This is a genomic window from Curtobacterium sp. ME-Dv--P-122a (assembly GCF_030209645.1).
Classification (GTDB): domain Bacteria; phylum Actinomycetota; class Actinomycetes; order Actinomycetales; family Microbacteriaceae; genus Curtobacterium; species Curtobacterium flaccumfaciens.
Genome location: NZ_JARVRO010000003.1, coordinates 97,426 through 115,895 on the forward strand (window position 1 = coordinate 97,426; position 18,470 = coordinate 115,895).

Annotated in this window: 17 protein-coding genes; 8 read left to right on the forward strand and 9 right to left on the reverse strand. The window is 71.9% G+C overall.

Annotated features, from left to right (window positions below; all coding sequences use genetic code 11):
- Positions 1-124: 124 nt before the first annotated feature.
- Positions 125-1,057 carry a metallophosphoesterase gene (locus tag QRN49_RS02830; protein WP_284753880.1) on the forward strand — a complete coding sequence of 311 codons (933 nt, stop codon included), beginning with the start codon at positions 125-127 and terminating at the stop codon, positions 1,055-1,057.
- Between the two features lie 177 nt (positions 1,058-1,234).
- On the forward strand, positions 1,235-2,296 hold the full coding sequence (locus QRN49_RS02835; protein ID WP_128780897.1) for an NADP-dependent oxidoreductase: 1,062 nt from the start codon (positions 1,235-1,237) through the stop codon (positions 2,294-2,296).
- 70 nt (positions 2,297-2,366) lie between these two features.
- On the opposite strand, the gene QRN49_RS02840 is transcribed toward QRN49_RS02835, so the two are convergent.
- The 3 genes from QRN49_RS02840 to QRN49_RS02850 are packed head-to-tail and all read right to left on the reverse strand — an operon-like array spanning position 2,367 to position 5,264.
- On the reverse strand, positions 2,367-3,227 hold the full coding sequence (locus tag QRN49_RS02840; RefSeq protein WP_111022129.1) for an ABC transporter permease: 861 nt from the start codon (positions 3,225-3,227) through the stop codon (positions 2,367-2,369).
- Positions 3,214-4,191: an ABC transporter ATP-binding protein gene (locus tag QRN49_RS02845; RefSeq protein ID WP_284753881.1), complete on the reverse strand. Its 978-nt coding sequence runs from the start codon at positions 4,189-4,191 to the stop codon at positions 3,214-3,216. Before QRN49_RS02845 ends, QRN49_RS02840 begins: the two co-directional genes overlap by 14 nt.
- Entirely contained in the window at positions 4,188-5,264 is a 1,077-nt protein-coding gene (locus QRN49_RS02850; RefSeq protein ID WP_284753882.1) for a LolA family protein, read from the reverse strand. The genes QRN49_RS02845 and QRN49_RS02850 overlap by 4 nt, the downstream gene beginning before the upstream one ends.
- Before the next feature lie 125 nt (positions 5,265-5,389).
- On the opposite strand from QRN49_RS02850, the gene QRN49_RS02855 reads away from it, so the two are divergent.
- Entirely contained in the window at positions 5,390-6,871 is a 1,482-nt protein-coding gene (locus QRN49_RS02855; RefSeq protein WP_284753883.1) for an FGGY-family carbohydrate kinase, read from the forward strand.
- Positions 6,872-6,971: 100 nt separating this feature from the next.
- Here the strand turns inward: QRN49_RS02855 and QRN49_RS02860 are convergent, their stop codons facing one another.
- The 4 genes from QRN49_RS02860 to QRN49_RS02875 form a co-directional block, all read right to left on the reverse strand.
- On the reverse strand, positions 6,972-7,454 hold the full coding sequence (locus QRN49_RS02860) for a ribose-5-phosphate isomerase (protein ID WP_194623760.1): 483 nt from the start codon (positions 7,452-7,454) through the stop codon (positions 6,972-6,974).
- Complete coding sequence (locus tag QRN49_RS02865) at positions 7,451-9,190, reverse strand: dihydroxyacetone kinase family protein (RefSeq protein ID WP_284753884.1); 1,740 nt, start codon at positions 9,188-9,190, stop codon at positions 7,451-7,453. The genes QRN49_RS02860 and QRN49_RS02865 overlap by 4 nt, the downstream gene beginning before the upstream one ends.
- Positions 9,191-9,262: 72 nt before the next feature.
- Positions 9,263-10,579, reverse strand: a complete 1,317-nt coding sequence (locus QRN49_RS02870; RefSeq protein WP_209049827.1) for an MFS transporter — start codon at positions 10,577-10,579, stop codon at positions 9,263-9,265.
- 29 nt (positions 10,580-10,608) lie between these two features.
- Positions 10,609-11,778: a zinc-binding dehydrogenase gene (locus tag QRN49_RS02875; protein ID WP_284753885.1), complete on the reverse strand. Its 1,170-nt coding sequence runs from the start codon at positions 11,776-11,778 to the stop codon at positions 10,609-10,611.
- A 107-nt stretch (positions 11,779-11,885) separates the two neighbouring features.
- On the opposite strand from QRN49_RS02875, the gene QRN49_RS02880 reads away from it, so the two are divergent.
- A complete protein-coding gene (locus tag QRN49_RS02880) occupies positions 11,886-12,743 on the forward strand; it encodes a GolD/DthD family dehydrogenase (protein ID WP_284753886.1) in 858 nt (285 codons plus the stop codon).
- Between the two features lie 53 nt (positions 12,744-12,796).
- On the forward strand, positions 12,797-13,768 hold the full coding sequence (locus QRN49_RS02885) for a sugar-binding transcriptional regulator (protein ID WP_259587683.1): 972 nt from the start codon (positions 12,797-12,799) through the stop codon (positions 13,766-13,768).
- 196 nt (positions 13,769-13,964) lie between these two features.
- Here the strand turns inward: QRN49_RS02885 and QRN49_RS02890 are convergent, their stop codons facing one another.
- Positions 13,965-14,489, reverse strand: coding sequence for a DinB family protein (locus QRN49_RS02890; protein ID WP_284753887.1), 525 nt, complete (start codon positions 14,487-14,489; stop codon positions 13,965-13,967).
- Positions 14,490-14,680: 191 nt separating this feature from the next.
- Here QRN49_RS02890 and QRN49_RS02895 point away from each other — a divergent pair, with 191 nt between their 5' ends.
- Positions 14,681-16,228, forward strand: coding sequence for an MFS transporter (locus QRN49_RS02895; RefSeq protein WP_284753888.1), 1,548 nt, complete (start codon positions 14,681-14,683; stop codon positions 16,226-16,228).
- Positions 16,229-16,461: 233 nt separating this feature from the next.
- On the opposite strand, the gene QRN49_RS02900 is transcribed toward QRN49_RS02895, so the two are convergent.
- Positions 16,462-17,490, reverse strand: coding sequence for a GTP-binding protein (locus QRN49_RS02900; protein ID WP_163342711.1), 1,029 nt, complete (start codon positions 17,488-17,490; stop codon positions 16,462-16,464).
- A 45-nt stretch (positions 17,491-17,535) separates the two neighbouring features.
- Between QRN49_RS02900 and ykgO the strand changes: the two genes are divergently transcribed.
- Together ykgO and QRN49_RS02910 are read left to right on the forward strand one after the other, a co-directional pair.
- Positions 17,536-17,658 carry a type B 50S ribosomal protein L36 gene (gene ykgO, locus QRN49_RS02905; RefSeq protein ID WP_017888460.1) on the forward strand — a complete coding sequence of 41 codons (123 nt, stop codon included), beginning with the start codon at positions 17,536-17,538 and terminating at the stop codon, positions 17,656-17,658.
- Between the two features lie 28 nt (positions 17,659-17,686).
- A complete protein-coding gene (locus QRN49_RS02910; RefSeq protein ID WP_042538188.1) occupies positions 17,687-18,343 on the forward strand; it encodes a histidine phosphatase family protein in 657 nt (218 codons plus the stop codon).
- Positions 18,344-18,470: the final 127 nt, after the last annotated feature.

Consider the following 18,470-nt stretch of genomic DNA (forward strand, 5'->3'; position numbering starts at 1 on the left):
CACGACAACTCGGACCCAGACTTCGTGAGCAGGAATGGTCGGGTCCGGCGGCGCGACCCGACCATTCCTGCTCACCGAGCGCCCGCAGCACCGGACTGACGGGGGCCGTGGCTACCGTGGACGCATGCAGCCGCCAGCAGTCGGGACCCTCCGCATCCTCCACCTCTCCGACACCCACCTGACCGGCGACGGCGCCCTGCACCAGGGCGCGGTCGACACCACGGCCGCGCTCGAACGGCTGCTCGCCCACGTCGACGAGGTGCCCGGCATCGGGCTGGTGGTGGTCTCGGGCGACGTCTCCGAGGACGGCAGCCCCGAGTCCTACGCGACCGTGCGGGACCGCGTCGGCGGCTGGGCGGAACGCCACGGTGCGGCCGTCGTCGCGGTGCCCGGCAACCACGACCTGCGCGAGGGCTTCCGGCAGGTCCTGGCGAACGGGCACGTCCTGGGCGACGGCGGCACGGCGCTGCTGCACACGCTGGAGTACCTGCCGCCGACGGTCCCCGTCTCCGGGCAGTCGGTCGTCGCGGGTCGACGGATCGTGACCGTCGACACCAGCGTCCCGGGTGCCGGGTACGGCGAGCTCAGCGACACGGCGCTCGAGCACCTGCGCACGGCCCTCGCCGAAGGCGCCCACAGTGGCCCGGACGACGCCCCGCACGGCAGCGTCGTCGTCCTGCACCACCCGCCGCTGCCCGCCCCGACCGAGCTGCACGAGGCCCTCCGCCTGCAGAACCCCGAGGCGCTCGCCGACGTCATCCGTGGTTCCGACGTGCGGGTCGTCCTCGCCGGTCACTACCACCACCACTTCGCCGGTTCGCTCGCCGGCGTCCCGGTCCTCGTCGCCCCCGGTGTCGCGAACGACACCGACGTCGTCGGCCCGTACGACGAGGAATCGGCCGTCGTCGACAGCGGCGCACTCGTCGTCGACGTCGCCGCGGACGGCTCGGTCTGGTCGACACCGGTCCGCGTGCTACGGGGCGACGCCGACCCGCGGGCGTTCCGCCTCGACCCCGACACGGTCCGCGCCGTCATCGCGGCCGCCGGCAAGCACTGAGCCCAGTCCCCACGCGCGGTGGACGCGCGTGACGGCGGACTGGAGGCCCGTGGCGGCGCCGCCACGGGCCTCCAGTCCGTCGTCTGGTCACGTCCACAGCCGCGGTACCCCACGTCTTCGGGTTGCGTGCGGGAACACCGAGTAGCACGGACGCACACCTGGAGCGAAGGAGCACCCATGCGAGTCGGCAGTGCAGTGCAGTACGACCGGTACGGCGACTTCGACGTCGTCGAGCTCGTCCCCCAGCAGAAGCCCGAGGCCGGACCGGGCGAGATCGTCGTCGAGATCGTGGCCGCAGGCCTGAACCACATCGAGCGGTTCCTGCGCGAAGGGAAGCTCCGCGACCACGTCGACCTCGAGTTCCCCGCACACCAGGGCGTCGACTTCGCCGGCATCGTGCGCGCGCGGGGCGACGGCGTGAAGGACCTCCGCATCGGCGACGAGGTGATGGGACACGCGCCGACCGGCGGCGCCCACGCCACCTGGATCGCGGTGCCGCGCGGCGCCGTCATCAAGAAGCCGGAGCACGTCGGGTGGGAGGTCGCCGGCGGCCTGTACCTGGCGGGCTGCACCGCGGTGTCGGTCGTCCGGTCGCTCCGGCTCGGACCGCAGGACACCGTCGTGATCTCGGCCGCAGCCGGTGGCGTCGGACACATCGAGTGCCAGCTGGCGCACGACGCCGGCGCGACCGTGATCGCCCTCGGCAGCCCCCGCAACCACGACTACCTGCGGCAGATCGGCACGCTGCCCGTCGCGTACGGTGACGGCGAGGAAGACCGCATCCGCGACATCGCCGACGGCCGGCCGATCACCGCGTTCATCGACAACCACGGCGAGAGCAACGCCGAGCTGCTGGCCGAACGCCTCGGCGTCGGCCAGGAGCGGTTCGTGTCGTCCGAGGAGCGCCGGGACATCGAGGTCCGGTTCCTCCGCGCACCCGCCGAGGACGAGGAGACCCGCGAGCTGCTCACCCTGCTGGCGAAGGCCGTGCAGGACCGCCGCGTGCAGGTGCTGATCTCGGGCTTCTACCCGTTCGAGTACATCGTCGAGGCCTACGAGGACCTCGCCGAGATGAAGTCCCGCGGCAAGGTCGTGATCGGCATGCAGACGGTGGAGACCGGGGCGCGGCTCGACTGGTACCGCTCCGAGAAGGCCCGTGACCTGCGCGACCGGTACGCCGATGCGCGGGGGACCGACACGGAGACGATGGCCGGCGGATCGGCGTCGCCCGCGAGCTGAGCGAGCGGAACGAGCTGCGCGAGCGGCGCGTAGCAGGGGCCCGACACCTTCGTGTCGGGCCCCTGCCGGGTCAGCTCAGGATGTCCTTGGAGGCGAACCGGCTGTACGCCAGCGCCCCGAACACCACGACGTACCCGAGCTGCAGCACCGCGTTCGACCCGAACGAGTCGAACGAGATCGGGTCGCGCAGCAGGTCGCCGAACCCGAGCCACTGGTGCGAGAACAGGAACGGGTGCAGCCAGTCGAGCTGGGGGAGCTGGTCGAGCACCTGCGACGCCCCGGCGAGCACGACCGTCGCGGCCATCGCCCCGACCGGCACGTTCGTCAGCGTCGACGTGAACATGCCGATCGCCACGAGCCCGAGCATCGACATCGCGACGTACAGCGCGAGCAGCAGGGCACGGCCGGCGTACGACCAGCCGCCGACCTGGGTGCCGGAGAGCAGCGTGACGGGGCCGATCGGGAACAGCACGGCGCCGATCGCCGCACCGACCAGCACCACCAGCAGCGTGGCGGCCAGGCAGAACGCGACGGCACCGGCGAACTTCACCAGGATGAACCGCACGCGGCCCGTCGGCGCGACGAGCAGGTAGCGGATCGTGCCGTGGCTGGCCTCGCCCGCGACGGTGTCACCGGCGACCACGCCGACGGTCAGCGGCAGGAAGAGCGGGATCGAAACCGTCAGTGCGGTGAACGCCACGAACAGGCCGTTGTTGGTGATGTCGCCGAGGAATGCCGGCCCGCCGTCGTCGCCGTCGGTGGTGAGCTTCACGGCGACCGCGATCAGGATCGGCACGAGCGCGAGCGCCCCGAGCATCGCCCAGGTGCGGCGACGCCGGAACACCAGCGCGAGTTCGGAACCGAGCAGTGCGAACGGGCGCTGCCGGCGGCGGACGGCCAGGTCGCGCACGGCCGCGTCAGGCTGCGACATCGAATCCCTCTCCGGTGAGTGCGACGAACAGGTCCTCGAGGGTGCCGCCGCCCACCGCCAGGCCGCGCACCCGGACGTCGGCGCGCACGAGTTCCGCGGTGATCGTCTCCGGAAGCAGCGCGTTCGGCAGGTCGGCCACCAGCACGTCGGCGCCGCCGTCGTGCCGCGGGGTGAGCCCGAGCCGGGTGAGGACGGTTCCGGCCTGCCCGATGTCGGGCGTCCGCACGGTCACGGTCCGGGCCCCGGCTGCGCGCAGCTCGTCGAGGGGGCCCTGCGCGACGATCTTGCCCGTCCGCATGACGGCTGCGTGCGTGCAGACCTGTTCGATCTCGGCCAGCAGGTGGCTCGACACGAACACCGTGGTGCCGTCGTCGGCCAGGGAGCGGATGAGGTTGCGGACCTCGCGCGTGCCCTGCGGGTCGAGGCCGTTCGTCGGCTCGTCGAGCACCAGCAGGTCACGCGGGGACAGCAGGGCGTTCGCGAGACCGAGCCGCTGCTTCATGCCGAGGGAGTACGCGTGCGCCTTCTTGTCGGCCGCGTGGGTCAGCCCGACACGGTCGAGGGCACGGGCCACGCGGGCCTTGCGGGTGCGCGGGTCCGAGGTGGGGTCGGCGGCGTCGAAGCGCTGCAGGTTCGCCCGGCCGGACAGGTACGGGTAGAAGGCCGGCCCCTCGACGAGCGCACCGACGCGGGGCAGGACGTCGTGCAGCGCCTTCGGCATCGGTTCGCCGAGCAGCTCGATGGTGCCGCCGCTCGCGCTCGAGAGCCCGAGCAGCATCCGGATCGTGGTGGTCTTGCCGGAACCGTTCGGCCCGAGGAACCCGAACACCGCGCCGCGCGGCACCGCCAGGTCGATCCCGTCGACCGCACGCTGTTTGCGGAACACCTTCTGGAGGCCCGTGGTGCGGATCGCCAGGTCGGGCGCCGGTCCCGCCGTGCGCACCTCGTGGTCGTCCGCGCTCACTTCGCGGCGTCGACCAGGGAGGCGACCGGCACCGCACCCGCGAGCACGCGGCCGTCGTCGGTCAGGTAGACCGAGACGAGCGACGTCTGCACGGCGCGGCCGCCGTCGACGGGCTTCGTCAGCTGGTCGAGCAGGCCGGAGGCCTCGCCCTTGAGCCCGGACCGGTCGACCGTGCCGGCGGGGAGCTCGGCGATCGTGCTCCAGCCCGTGCCCGTGAAGGTCGGCTCGTCACCGCTCGGGGTGCCACGGTGGTCGCCGTGCTCGCCCTTCGCGTGGGATCCGGCCTCGGACAGGTCCTTCTCGGTGACCTTGGCGTTCGACGGCGGGGTGAAGTCGAAGAGCCGGGCTGCCGGGGCGCCGTAGTCGAGGCTCGTGAACCCGACCTGCACCGCGGGGTCGTCCGCGCCTGCTGCCTCGACGCGCGCACGGAGCGGGAGTCCGGTCTGCTGGTCGACGGCCAGCCGGACGGCTCCGACGAGGGTGTCGGACGACTTCGGCGTCAGGGTGATCTGCCAGGCGTCGTGTCCGGCGACGCTGACCTCGGTCGGCTTCGACACGGTGGTGGTCGGGGTGATCGCGTCGATGGCCTGCTCCGCGATGTCCGCCGGGGTCGTCGTGCCGCCCTGCGGGTCCTTCGCGGTGTCGCTCGGCAGGGTCACGTGCGTGGCCGTGCGCTCCTTCGAGTCCCAGGTCCAGACGTCCGAGCCGTTGCGGACGATGTCCTGCTCGGCGAGCTGCTGCGTCAGCTGGACGCGCTGCTTGTCGGGGCCGTCGACGTAGACACGGGCGGTGTGCGACGCGGTGAGCAGCCCGAGCACGTCGGAGGCGTCGCCCTCGAGCGAGGAGCCGCCGGACCCGGTGGGCAGTTCAGGGAGCCCGAGTGCGCTCGTCTGCGAGAGCTTCCCCGAGTACTGGGCGTCCGCCGACTTCGCGATGCTGGCGATGACGTCCGACGCGCTGGGGTTCGTCCCCGCGATCGGGTCGTTCGCGGCGTTCGCGATCATCGGGGCGGCAACCGCACCGGCGACGACGACCGGTGCGATGACGGCTGGCAGCCAGGCTGACTTCTTCATCGGGTTCCCCTCGTGGAGCATTGGAGTCGTCGGTACCGTACGTCCGGCCCCCGACAGGCAGCTGGGCGTCGCTCGTAGACTCGTGGCGCGACCGGCGGCGGTCGCGTGGCGGCGAAGGAGGCGGCATGCGAGCGGTGCTCGGTCTGGACATCGGGACGTCGAGCACGAAGGCGTTGCTGGCCCGGTTCGACGGCACCGTGCTCGCCGAGGTGAGCCGTCGCCACGAGGTCGACCGCCCCGAGCAGGGCCTGGTCGAGATGGACTCCGACGTCTGGTGGGAGGAGTTCACCACCCTCACCCGCTCCCTGCTCGACCGCGTGCCCGACGTCGAGGTGCAGGCGGTCGGCGTGAGCGGCATCGGACCGTGCGCGCTGCTGACCGACGTCGACGGTGCGCCGCTCGGTCCGGCGATCCTGTACGGCATCGACACCCGCACGGCGGAGCTGCTCGACGACGTCACGGCCGAGCTCGGCGGCGAGGGCGCGATCCGGGCCCGCTGCGGGTCCGCCCTGAGCACCCAGGCCGCCGGCGTGAAGCTCGCCTGGCTCGCCCGGCACGAACCCGACGTCTGGGCGCGGGCCGCCCGGTTCACGATGCCGTCGTCCCGCGTGGTCGAGCGGTTGACGGGCGAGTACGTCCTCGACCACCACTCGGCCAGTCAGACGACACCCCTCTACGACGTGCACGCGAACCGGTGGATCCCGGAGTGGTGCGACCGGCTGGCACCCGGTCTCGAGATGCCGCGCCTGCTGTGGTCGGGCGACCAGGCGGGCGTCGTGACGCCCGAGGCGGCCGCTGCCACGGGCCTCCCGGCCGGCATCCCCGTGACGGCCGGGACCATCGACGCCTGGGCGGAGGGCGTGAGCGTCGGTGAGTCCGTGCCGGGCCGGATGTTCCTGCAGTACGGCACCACGATGTTCATGATCGTGCCGACGGCCGAACCCACGGCGGTGCCGGGGATGTGGACGACCGTCGGCACGCACCCGGGCCAGCCGAGCGTGTCCGGGGGGATGGCGACCTCCGGGGCGATCACGGACTGGCTGCGACGGCTGGTCGACGGCGAGTGGTCGACCATGCTCGAGGAAGCGCGGTGCTCCGGCATCGGGGCGAACGGGCTGCTGATGCTGCCGTACTTCGCGGGGGAGCGGACGCCGATCGCCGACCCCGACGCCCGCGGAGTGCTCGCGGGACTGACGGTCCGGCACACGCGCGGGGACATCTACCGGGCGACGCTCGAGGCGACGGCGTACGCGGTGCGGCACCACCTCGAGGCCCTGCGCGACGCCGGGGTCGAGGTCCGCGAACTCGTCGGGGCCGGCGGCGGGCTGCTCGGACGGCTGTGGCCCACGATCGTGTCGGACGTCACCGGGCTGCGGCAGACGGTGCCGAGCGTGACGATCGGTGCGTGCTTCGGCTCGGCGTACCTGGCTGCCGAGCTGGTCGCGGGGCCGGGCGACACCGTGGACATCGGTGCGTGGAACCCGCCGGCGACGGTGATCGAACCGGACCCTGCGGCGACCGCGGCGTACGAGGCCGGCTACCGGGACTACCGCGAGCTGTACGAGGCGACGAAGGCCGTCGTGCACCGCTTGGCCGCGCGCGGCTGAGCGGCGGCGCGGGATGGCTCGCAAGACACCGGTGTTCGCGTGCCGAACACCCGAACGGGCGTGTTCAGCGCGCGAACACCGGTGTCGCGCGGAACTCTGCCTACGCCTGGGCGTCGACCCCGGCCGGTGCGCTGCCGTCGTACTCGCAGATCGCCTGCACCTTCTCGGCGCTGGCACTGGAACGGTCGAACTCGTAGCCGAGCCACTCCTTCGCCAGACGGCGGGCGAGCTCGACGCCGACGACGCGCTGCCCCATGCAGAGCACTTGGGCGTCGTTCGACAGGATCGACCGTTCCACGCTGTAGGAGTCGTGCGCGGTGACGGCACGGATGCCCGGCACCTTGTTGGCGCTGATCGCCACACCGAGGCCGGTGCCGCAGATCAGGATCGCCCGGTCGGCTTCGCCGTTCGCCACCAGGCGCGCAGCGTCCACGGCGACGTGGGGGTAGGCGGTGTGGCCGTCCGCGTCGACGCCGACGTCGGTGACGTCCGACACCCGGTCGTCGGCGAGCAGGTCGGCCTTGATGATCTCCTTGTAGTCGAACCCGGCGTCGTCGGACCCGATCACGAGACGGTACGTCATGCGTGTGTTCCTTCCTTGTCAGCACGGGCGGCGAGGACCTCGCCGATCCGCGTGAGGATCATCCCCATCGAGGTGGCACCCGCGTCGGGTGTCCCCAGGCTCTTCTCGGCCAGCGGCCTGGCCCGTCCGACCTTCGGCGTGAGGTCGGCGGTGGCCTCGGCATGCTCGACCGCGACCCGCGCCGCGGTTCCCCACGCTGCCACGAGCGGTGCGCCGGTGTCGACGGCCCCGCGCAGTTCGTCCACGAACGGCAGCAGCGCGTCGAGCAGCGTCTTGTCCCCGCGGGACGCCCCGCCCAGGTGGACGATCGAGTCGGCGAAGGCCTGCGCCGCGTCGACGACGTCGGCGGCCTGGTACGACTCGCGGTCGTCGCCGAGGGAGCGGCCGAACGCCTCGAGTGCGGCGCCCCACAGGACACCGGAGGTGCCGCCCGCGAACGCGGCCCATGCGTCACCGGCGCGGCCGAGGACGAAGGCGACCCCGGCCTCCGGGCCGAGCCCGTCGACCGCCCTGCGCGCCGCACCGATCCCCTTGACCATGCCGCGGCCGTGGTCGCCGTCCCCGGCGACGGCGTCGATGCGGCCGAGCGTCTCCTCGTGCTCGCGCAGGAGCGCGTCCATCGCCTCGACGGCGGCTCGCGCCGTCTGCGCGGCCTGCCGGGAGGCATCGGTCGCCTCCGGCACGACCGTCGCCTCGTCCTCGGCGGCGTCCACCGCGTCGGCCGGCACGAGCGCTGCGACCGGCGCCGCCACCTTGCGGTAGGCGGGCGTGTAGGCATCGGCGCGCCAGAGGCGTTCGAGCTCGTCGTCGAGCCACTGCAGCGTCAGCGAGCAGCCGCCCATGTCGAGGCTCGTGACGAGTTCGCCGACCTCCGGTTCGACGACCTGGAGCCCGGCGTCCTGCAGCAGGGGCAGCACCCGGCCCCAGAGCAGGAAGAGCTCCTCGTACTTGGTGTCACCGAGCCCGTTGAGGATCGGGGCGACCCGGGTGCCGGCCGTCGCGGGGCGATCGGTGAGCAGCCGTTCGGCGAGCAGGGACGCCAGGTCCGTCGCACGGAGCAGCGGGACGTCCTGGATGCCCGGCTCGCCGTGGATGCCGAGCCCCAGGCCGAGGTGGCCGTCGGGGACGGTGAACAGTGGCTCGGTCGCGCCGGGCATGGTGCAGCCCGAGAACGCGACGCCGATGGTGCGGGTCGCGGCGTTCGACGCCCGGCCGATCCGTTCGACCTCGTCGAGGTCGGCTCCCTCGGCAGCGGCGGCGCCCATCGCCTTGAAGACGGAGAAGTCGCCGGCGATGCCGCGCCGCTTCGTCTCGTCGTCGGCACTCGCGACGTCGTCGGTGACCACGACGATGCGGGTGTCGATGCCCTCGGCACGCAGCCGCTCGGCCGCGAGCCCGAAGTTCATGGTGTCGCCGGCGTAGTTGCCGAACGACAGCACGACACCGCGGCCCTGGTCGGCGGCCTTGGCGACCGAGTAGACCTGCGCGGTCGACGGCGAGGTGAAGACGTTGCCGACGACGGCGCCGGTGGCGAAGCCCGGGCCGACGACGCCGCAGAACGCGGGGTAGTGGCCGGAGCCGCCCCCGACGACGACGGCGACCTGCGGGGCGGCCCCCTCGGTGGGCAGGGTGACGACGCCGCCGTGGACGCCGCGGACCCGGTCGGCGTAGAGCGCGAGCCAGCCGCTCAGCTGGTCTTCGGCGAACTCGTCCGGGTCGTCGTGGATCGTGGTCATGGTGCGGGTCCTCCGGGGATGGTGGTGGGTGGTGCACCGGGCGACGACGGGACGACCGTCGTCGCCCGGAACTCAGTGTCCTCGGTCGCCCTGCGGGACCTTGAGGAAGTGGATCATCACGAACGCGCAGGCGTACAAGCCGACGAACGTCCACGTGGCGGCCTGGCCGCCGCCGCCGAGGGCGAAGACCGCGGCGACGACGCCGGTGCCGAGGAACGCGGCACCGCCGGCGGCCGTGGTGTACATCGCCATCGCGGCGCCCTTGTGCTCGGGGGCGAGCGCCGGCATGATCGCGCCCATCGGCACGAACCCGGCGAGCAGACAGCCGAACACGCACCCGGCGACGACGGAGAGCACGTAGCCCCAGTCCGAACCGGCGGGGACGAGCTGCGGCACGTACCACCAGGCGATGAGCCCGAGGGCGGAGCCGACGATGCCGAACCACTTGACGGTGCGCTGCCAGCCGATCTTGTCGCCGACCCAGCCGAACAGGGCGTTGACCAGGATGTTCGTGGCGTAGACGCAGACCGTCATGAGCAGCCAGCGGCTCTGGCCCCAGCCGCGCTCGTTCGCGATGACCGCGGGGAGCACGACGAACATGCCGAACTCCGGCGCGGTGTTGATCAGGCGGACGAGGAAGCCCATCAGGATCTTCGGTCGCGTGACCGTCAGGCGGATGCCGCTCGTCAGCACCTGCCAGGCGCTCTCGCCGGCGGGGGCGATGCGCGTGAACCCGTTCGGCAGCCGGACGCCGAACAGCATGATGAGGAACCCGATCACGACCAGGCCGATCGAGGCGACCATCGCACCGGTCTCACCGACCGTGCCGCCGCCGAACACCGGGATGGCACCGATCGCGAACAGCGAGCCGAGGGTCGGCAGGCCACCCGTGAAGGCGACGTAGAACCAGCCGACCGCGGAGCCGTTCCGTTCGACGGGGGTGGTGATGTTCACCCAGACCAGGAACGCGAAGGCGAACAGCGGGTAGCCGAACCCACGCAACGCGTAGGTCACGGCGGCGAACGGGACACTGCCGGCGCCGAGTGCCAGCAGGAACAGGACCTCGAACACGACCCAGACGGCGAAGCCGAGGATCATCACCCGGCGCGGACCGACCAGGTCCGACAGGGCACCCGAGATGTAGCTGCCGATCAGTGCGGCCAAGCTGTAGAACGTGACGATCGTCGCCACGGTGGCCTCGGGGCTGCCGAGGACCGCCACCATGTGCGGCGTGATGAAGTTCGACTCGACGCCGTTCCCGGTCATGAAGACCAGGACGGCGACGAACCCGAGGGCGAGCGGACGGGGGATGCCCATCCGGTCCAGGCGGCCCTCGGTGCGGGGCGCGGTCGTGCGGGCGCCGGTGGCGCGGGCTGTCGTCGTCGACATGCTCGTTCTCTCCCTGCTGGCGGAGTCGGTCAGGCCTGCGTGGCCTGCGTGGCCTGTGCGGCCGTGGTGGGGGCGGTCAGGGACGGGATGATTGACACCTTGACGCTGGCGCCGGCGGAGTCGCCGACCAGGTCGAGGGCCTCCTGGAACTGCTCGAGCGGGAACTGGTGCGTGCAGATCTCCGACATCGGCAGGGTCTCGGCCTCGAGCAGCTTGATCGCCGCCGGCCAGGTGTGCGGGCCGAGGTGGGCGCCGCGGACGTCGAGCTCCTTGTCGTCCGAGATGATCGACCAGTCCACGGACACGTCGTCCTTGAACACCGAGTACTCGACGAAGGTCCCGAGCTTGCGGAGCAGGTTCAGTCCCTGCGGCACCGCGGACGGGTGCCCGGTCGCCTCGATGTAGACGTCGGCGCCGTAGCCGTCGGTGAGCTCCTTGACCCGGGCGACCGCGTCCTCCTGGGCGATGTTGATCGTGAGGTCGGCGCCGACCTTGCGGGCCAGCTCGAGCTTCGCCTCGACCACGTCGAGCGCGATGATCCGCAGCGGGTTCTTCTGCCGCGCACCGGCGATGGCGGAGAGGCCGATCGGGCCAGCTCCGGCGATCACCACGGTGTCGCCGAACTTGATGTCCCCGCGCTCGACGGCGTGGAACGCGCAGGAAAGCGGCTCGGAGAACGCGGCGACCTGGCCGGGCAGCGCCTTCGACACCGGATGGGTCAGCGCCTTCGCCGGCACGAGCACGTACTCGGCCATCGCGCCGTCGTAGCCCTTGAAGCCGAACATGTCGTGCACGTTGCACATCCAGTACGCGCCCTCGAGGCAGTAGCGGCACTCCCAGCACGGCACGATCTGCTCGCAGGCGATCCGGTCACCGAGGGCGACACCGCGCTTGGTCAGGGCGTCGTCGTCACCGGCGACGATCGTGCCGACGAACTCGTGCCCGGGGATGCGGTCCCGCTCGGCCCAGGCCGCACGGTTCTCGTCGCCCCAGAACTTCGCGGCGCCGTGGTAGCACTTCAGGTCGCTCGCGCAGATGCCGACGGCGTCGGTGCGGAGCAGGAGTTCCCCGGGGCCGGGCGTCGGCACCGGACGCTCCTCGAGCCGGTAGTCACCGGGGCCGTGGACGACGACGGCGCGCATCGTCGTGGGGATCGTGGTGGGGGCGGTCGTGGCCGCGTTCTCGGTCGTCGTCGACATGAGCTGTTCCTCCGTTGGGTGGCTTCGGCGATGACTGTACACCTTCCAGAACGTTTGTCCAGAACACAATTTCTGGTAGGTTCGGCACCGAACGCAAGGGAGCGAACATGACGACGGACTTCGCCGCGGCCCTCCGACCGGGCCCCGACACGATCGACCTGACCAACGACTTCAGCGGCCGCACGGCGGTGGTGACCGGCGGGGCGTCGGGCATCGGCAACGCCATCGCCCGGGCCCTGGCTGCACGGGGTGCCCGTGTCGCCGTCGTCGACGTCCGCGCCGACGGCGCCATGACGGCGGCGGCGGACCTCCCCACGTCCGTGGCACCCGTGACGACCGGACCGGACGCCGCCACCGACGGGGCGGGCGCGGCCACGAGCCTCCATGCCGGATTCGCCTGCGACGTGACCGATGCCGACTCCGTGACCCGCACCGTCGCGGACGTCGTCCGGCACTTCGGCGGCGTCGACGTGCTGGTGAACTGCGCTGGCATCGCCGCGCTCGCCCCGGCAGAGGACCTGGCAGCCGACACCTGGGCGGCGACCATCGACGTCAACCTGACCGGCACGTTCCGCGTGGCGCAGGCCGTCGGCCGGCACATGCTCGACGCCGGGTACGGGCGGATCGTGAACATCGCATCGCAGGCGGCCCACGTCGGCATCGACGGCCACGCCGCCTACTGCGCCTCGAAGGCCGGCGTCATCGGCCTGACGAACGTGCTCGCGCTCGAGTGGGGCGGACGCGGCGTCACCGTGAACACCGTGTCGCCGACCGTCGTCCTCACCGACCTCGGCCGTGCTGCCTGGGCGAACGAGAACGGCATCCGGCACCAGGACGAGATCCCCACCGGCCGCTTCGCGACACCCGACGAGATCGCCGCGGCCGTGCTGTTCCTGGCAGGGGAGTCGAGCGCCATGGTGAACGGTGCGGACCTCCGTGTGGACGGCGGGTTCACGATCCGCTGAGACCTGCTCGGACTACGATCGCGGTGTCCGATCGAGTCGAAGGGTCCTGCTCCATGTCGTCCGAGAGCACCGCTGGCCCCGGCCCCGATGCGTCGCGCACCCGGTTCCCGCTGGACACCGTCTACCAGGCGGCGCGGATGTACTACCTCGAGGACGCCACCCAGGTCGAGATCGCCTCGCGCCTCGGGGTCTCGCGGCCGACCGTCTCGCGGCTCGTCGCCGAGGCCCGCAAGGCCGGACTCGTCCGCATCGAGGTCGTGGACCCGTTCCAGGACGAGACCGTGGCGCTCGCCGAACGGCTGCAGGTCGTGCTCGGGCTCCGCGCGGTCCACCTCGCCGCGGTCACGCACGCCGCCACGCTCGGCGCCGACCTGGCCGCGCCGCTGGCCGCCGCGGTCGAGGGCATGGGACTCGTCCCCGGTGACGCCGTCCTGATGTCGTCCGGCCGCACCGTGTACGACGTCGCACGGTCCGGCATGCCGACGATGCCCGGCGTGCAGCTCGTGCCGACCGTGGGCGGGCAGGCCGACCCGATGCCGTGGTTCCAGACGAACGAGATCACCCGGACGGCCGCGGAGCACTCCGGCGCGATCCCGGCGTTCCTGTTCGCACAGGCGCTGCCGTCCCCGGCGATGCGGTCCACCCTCGACGAGGACCCGGCGTTCCAGCACGTCGTCGGGCTCTGGAGCCGCGCGAAGGGCGCGATCCTCGGCATCGGGGCGCCGACCCACACGCGGGACGCCCTGGCCCGGGGCATCCCGGTCGAGGACGTCGCGTTCGACCGGGCGGCCGGCGACGTCTGCCTGAACTTCTACGCCGCGGACGGCTCGCCGATCGAGTTCCCCGGCAGCGACCGGATGGTGCGGACCTCGCGCGAGATCCTGTCGACCGTGCCGCACGCGGTCGGAGTCGCCGTGGGCAGTGCGAAGGTCACGAGCATCGTGGCCGCGGTGCGGGGCGGGCTGGTCAACGAGCTGGTGACGGACGCCGCGACGGCGCGCGCCGTGCTCGACGCACTCGCCTGAGCGCCCGATCCTTCCCATCACACGTGCGATGGAGGGTGGATTCGGGCGTGCCTGGTCGATTCTTCGTGGCAGGGACGCCCGATTCCGGTAGGTACGCCCGGTTCCGGTAGGTACGACCGGTTTCGGGGGTGACCGCAGGCGGCCTGGAGGCGCGGGGCGGGGCCGCACCGCGCCTCCAGGCCGGTGGTCCCCACGTCTAGCGCGTGCGCCGCACGTCCCACAGGTGGTGCACCGGGTCGTGCGCGTAGTAGGTGGCGAGCGTCGCGACGGTGAAGGCGCTGCCGTCGGACCGGAGCCCGGTGCGCTCGAGCACCTCGTCGGGCACCGCCGCGAAGGCCCGGGCCGCGCGGCCCGCCGACTCCCGCAGCTCCCGGGCGACGACCGCGGGGTCCTGCTCGCCGTAACGGTCCTCGACGGCGGTGGCGTCCTGGTCCCAGTTCGGGAACGTCGGGGCGTCCTCGGTGAGCATCAGCTCGAGGCGCTCCGCCATCTTCCGGTGCACGTCCCGCACGTGGGCGCCGTACTCGAGCGGGGACCAGGTCTGGTCGTCCGGGCGGTCGCGGACGTCGTCGCGGTCGAGCACCGCTGGCCACCCGGCGGTGTTCTCGTCGATGATGCCCGGCACGTCACGAACGGTCACCGCGCTGCCGTCGTAGCCGCACTCGGGACACGCGGACTCGATGACCCACGTCCAGTTCTTCGTCTCGGGTTCGATCGCCATGGGCCGATGTTATGGCCTCGTTACTCAGCTTCCGGGTTCGCCGGACTGGTGCGGATCAGCGGCGACCCCCGTTCGGGTGACACGCCCTTCCCTGAGAATCACCGGCCAATGACATTTCGGTTGCTCGGTAACGTCGCTCGCTGTTCTGGGCCGGTTCCCGACGGCCCACCGATCTTCTCGAGGAGCAAGGCATGGGTTCCGACCCCAGCAGTACCAACACCCGACCACACCGACGGCTGCGCGAGAGCGACGTCACCGTGGTCGACAAGAGCATGATGCGACGAGCCGTCAGCGGCATGGTCGTCGGCAACACCATGGAGTGGTACGACGTCGGTGTGTACGGCTACCTGGCCGTGACGATGGGAAAGGTCTTCCTGCCGACGGCCGAACCCTCGGTGCAGATCCTGTTCAGCCTCGGGGTGTTCGCGGCGACCTACATCGCGCGGCCGCTCGGTGGCATCGTGTTCGGACGCCTCGGCGACAAGATCGGCCGGCAGAAGGTGCTCGCGACGACGCTGATCATGATGGCGGCGTCGACGTTCCTGATCGGGGCGCTCCCCGCGTACGCGACGATCGGCGTGTTCGGCCCGATCCTGCTCGTCGTGCTCAAGCTCGCGCAGGGCTTCTCGACCGGTGGTGAGTACGCCGGGGCGACGACGTTCGTCACCGAGTACGCCCCGGACCGCCGTCGCGGTTTCTTCGCGAGCATCCTGGACTTCGGCAGCTACCTGGGCTTCGCGCTCGGTGCAACCGTGGTGTCGGTGCTGCAGATCACCCTGGGCGACGAGGCGATGACCGCCTACGGCTGGCGCTTCCCGTTCCTGGCGGCCGGTGTGATCGGTGTCGTGGCCATCTACTTCCGGCTGCGCATCGAGGAGTCGCCGGTGTTCCAGGCGACCCAGGCCGCGCAGGAGGCCGCGAGCGAGTCCCGTGCGTCCTTCGACGGTGAGCGTCCGGCCAACGTCGTCGCGATGGTCCGCCAGCACTGGCGCCCGATCGTCATCGCGATCATGCTCGTCGCCGCGTCGAACACCGTCGGCTACGCCCTGACCTCGTACATGCCGACGTACCTGACCGACTCGCTCGGGTACTCCGCCATCGACGGCACGCTGCTGACGATCCCGGTGCTCCTGCTCCTCGCGGTGATGCTGCCGCTGACCGGCAAGCTCTCCGATCGCCTCGGGCGCCGCGTCGTGATGTGGATCGGTGCCGCCACCACGGTCGTGCTCGTCGTGCCGGCCTTCATGCTGATCGGGCACGGGGCGCAGTGGTCGACGCTCGCCGGCCTCGGACTGCTCGCGTTGATGACGGCGCTGTGGGTGTCGAACCAGGCTGCGTCGCTGCCGGCGCTGTTCCCGACCTCGACGCGGTACGGCGGCATGGGCTTCGCCTACAACATCGCGATCGCGGTGTTCGGCGGGACCACGCCCCTGATCGTGCAAGCGCTGCTCACCGCGACGGGTGACGAGCTCGCGCCGGCGTACTTCCTGATGGCGATGAGCGTCGTCGGAGCGATCGGTGTCTTCTGCATGAAGGAGTCCTCGCTGCGCCCGCTGCCCGGGTCGATGCCGGCGGTGGAGACCGAGGACGAGGCGAAGGAACTCGTGCTCACGCAGGACACGAACCCGCACCTGGACCTCGGTGACCTGCCGTTCGCGGCGCAGGACGCGGCGGCTGCCGCTGCGCGGGAGGCTGCTGCGCGGGAGGCTGGTGCGCGGGAGGCGTCGCCGGTGCGGTGACGCTGCGGTTCTCGACGTGACCACGGACGGGAGGCGCGGTGCGGGTCCGACCCGCACCGCGCCTCCCGTCCGTGCGTGCGCACACTGCGACGATCCACGCGACGATCGACGCGCGTTCTGTCGCAACATGCGCACGGAGCGGATGTGTGCACATGAGGCGACGATGCACGCGTCGATCGACTCGTGCTCTGTCGCAAGACGAGTGCGCAGCCGCCCGCGCACCCGCCCCCCCCTCACTCGTGCCGGTGCTCCGACGCCGGGTCCACCGCGGGCCACACCGGGAACGGGTCCGGCCAGCCGCGCCACACGTCCGGCCCGGCGAGCAGTTCCGACGGCGTGAGCAGCGCCCCGTCGAGCGCCCGCTCGATTGCCCGGACGTCGAGCTGCTCGCCGACGAACCACAGCGCCTGCCCGATCGGGGCATCGGCGTCCCACGACGGGTTCGCGGTGGGGTCGAGCGCGAGCATCGACCCGAAGCTCGACCACGAGCCGACGTGGTCCGGCCGGGACGCCAGGCGGAAGAACCCCCGCGACCGCAGCACGCGGCCGTTCACGCCGGCGGACAGGTCCTCGGCGATGACGGTCGAGAGTCGCCCGGGGTGGAACGGCAGCGGCTCCCGGTAGCGCATCGAGACCAGGGCGTCACGGGCGTCGCGCCCGGTGTCCGCGCCGCTCGACAGGGCCCGCATCCAGCCGGCGCCGGTGGCGAGCACCCGCGCTGCTCCACCGTTCGAGGCCGGCAGGTCGGCGGCGCTCCGGATCGCGGGCAGGGCGACGATCACGGCCTGGGGTGCCATCCGGTGCAGCAGTGACACGAGCGCCCGTCGTCGACGGCCCGACAGCGGTTCGATGCGGTCGAGGGCGATCACCGTCGCGTACTCGACGAGTGCGGCCATCCGGTCCGCGGCCACGAACGCGTCGTCGACGTCCGACCACAGCAGGTGCGCGACGTCGTCGGCCCGCAGCACCCCGACGACGTGCCGGAGCACCCGGTCGTCGCCGGTCTCGGACCGTGCCGCGTTGGCGAGCAGCATGCCGACGGCTCGGGCATCGGCCCCGGGGTGCAGGGTGACGACGAGCCCGTGGCCCGCGTCGGGCCCGCAGACCCGGTCCAGCTGGTCGGCGCGGTCGGCCACGGCGCGGGCGGTGGCGAAGGCACTCCCGGCGACGTGCATCCGGTGTCCGTCCGAGATCCGGGCGGCGACGCGGTCAGCGTCGACCTGGTGCAGGGCGGTGACGAGGGTGATGGCAGCAGCACGCATGTCCGCTACTGTAACTGAAAACCGTTATCAACAAGGAGGCTCGTCGTGAAGGTCCGCAACTCCCTCAAGGCCCTGAAGAAGATCCCCGGCTCGCAGGTCGTCCGACGCCGGGGTCGCGTCTACGTGATCAACAAGAAGAACCCCCGGTGGAACACCCGGCAGGGCTGACGTCAGCGGCGGTCCGTAGGGTGGCGGCATGCGACTGCTGCTCATCCGCCACGGCCAGACCCCCGCGAACGTGCACGGCATCCTCGATGCCGTGGTGCCCGGACCGGGGCTGACCGAGCTCGGGCAGCAGCAGGCCGACGCCCTGCCCGCAGCGCTCGCCGACCGGGGGATCGAGCGACTGTTCGTGTCGTCGATGGTCCGCACACAGATCACCGCGGCGCCCCTCGCGACCTCGCTCGGCCTCGAGCCCGTGGTGCTGCCGGGCCTGCGCGAGATCGAGGCGGGCGACACCCAGGGCAAGAGCGACAAGGTGTCCGTGCAGACCTACATCTCCACCGTGCACGGCTGGTCCGGCGGCGACCGGACGACCCGGATGCCCGGTGCCGAGAGCGGCGTCGAGTTCTTCGAGCGCTATGACGACGCCGTCCGGCAGATCGAGGCCACCGGGGTCGCGGTCGCCGCCGCCGTCAGCCACGGTGCCGCGATCCGCACGTGGGCGAGCGCAGCTGCGCAGAACACCCCGGACCACTTCGGCACGAAGCGTCACCTGGAGAACACCGGCATCGTCGAACTCGAGGGCTCGTTCGCCGACGGCTGGCGCCTGGTCGACTGGGAAGGCGAGCCGGTCGGCGGCGACCAGCTCATCGACCGCACGGCGCTCGACCCCACCGGCGAGCGTTTCTGACGCGACCAGCAGACAGACGGGAGGCCCGGTACCAGCTGGTACCGTCCTCCCTCGCAGGCTCGGTCGGCGCGCCCCGCACAACGCTTCGCGTTGCCGCTGAGCGGGGCGCGCCCGTCCGTTGTCCTTG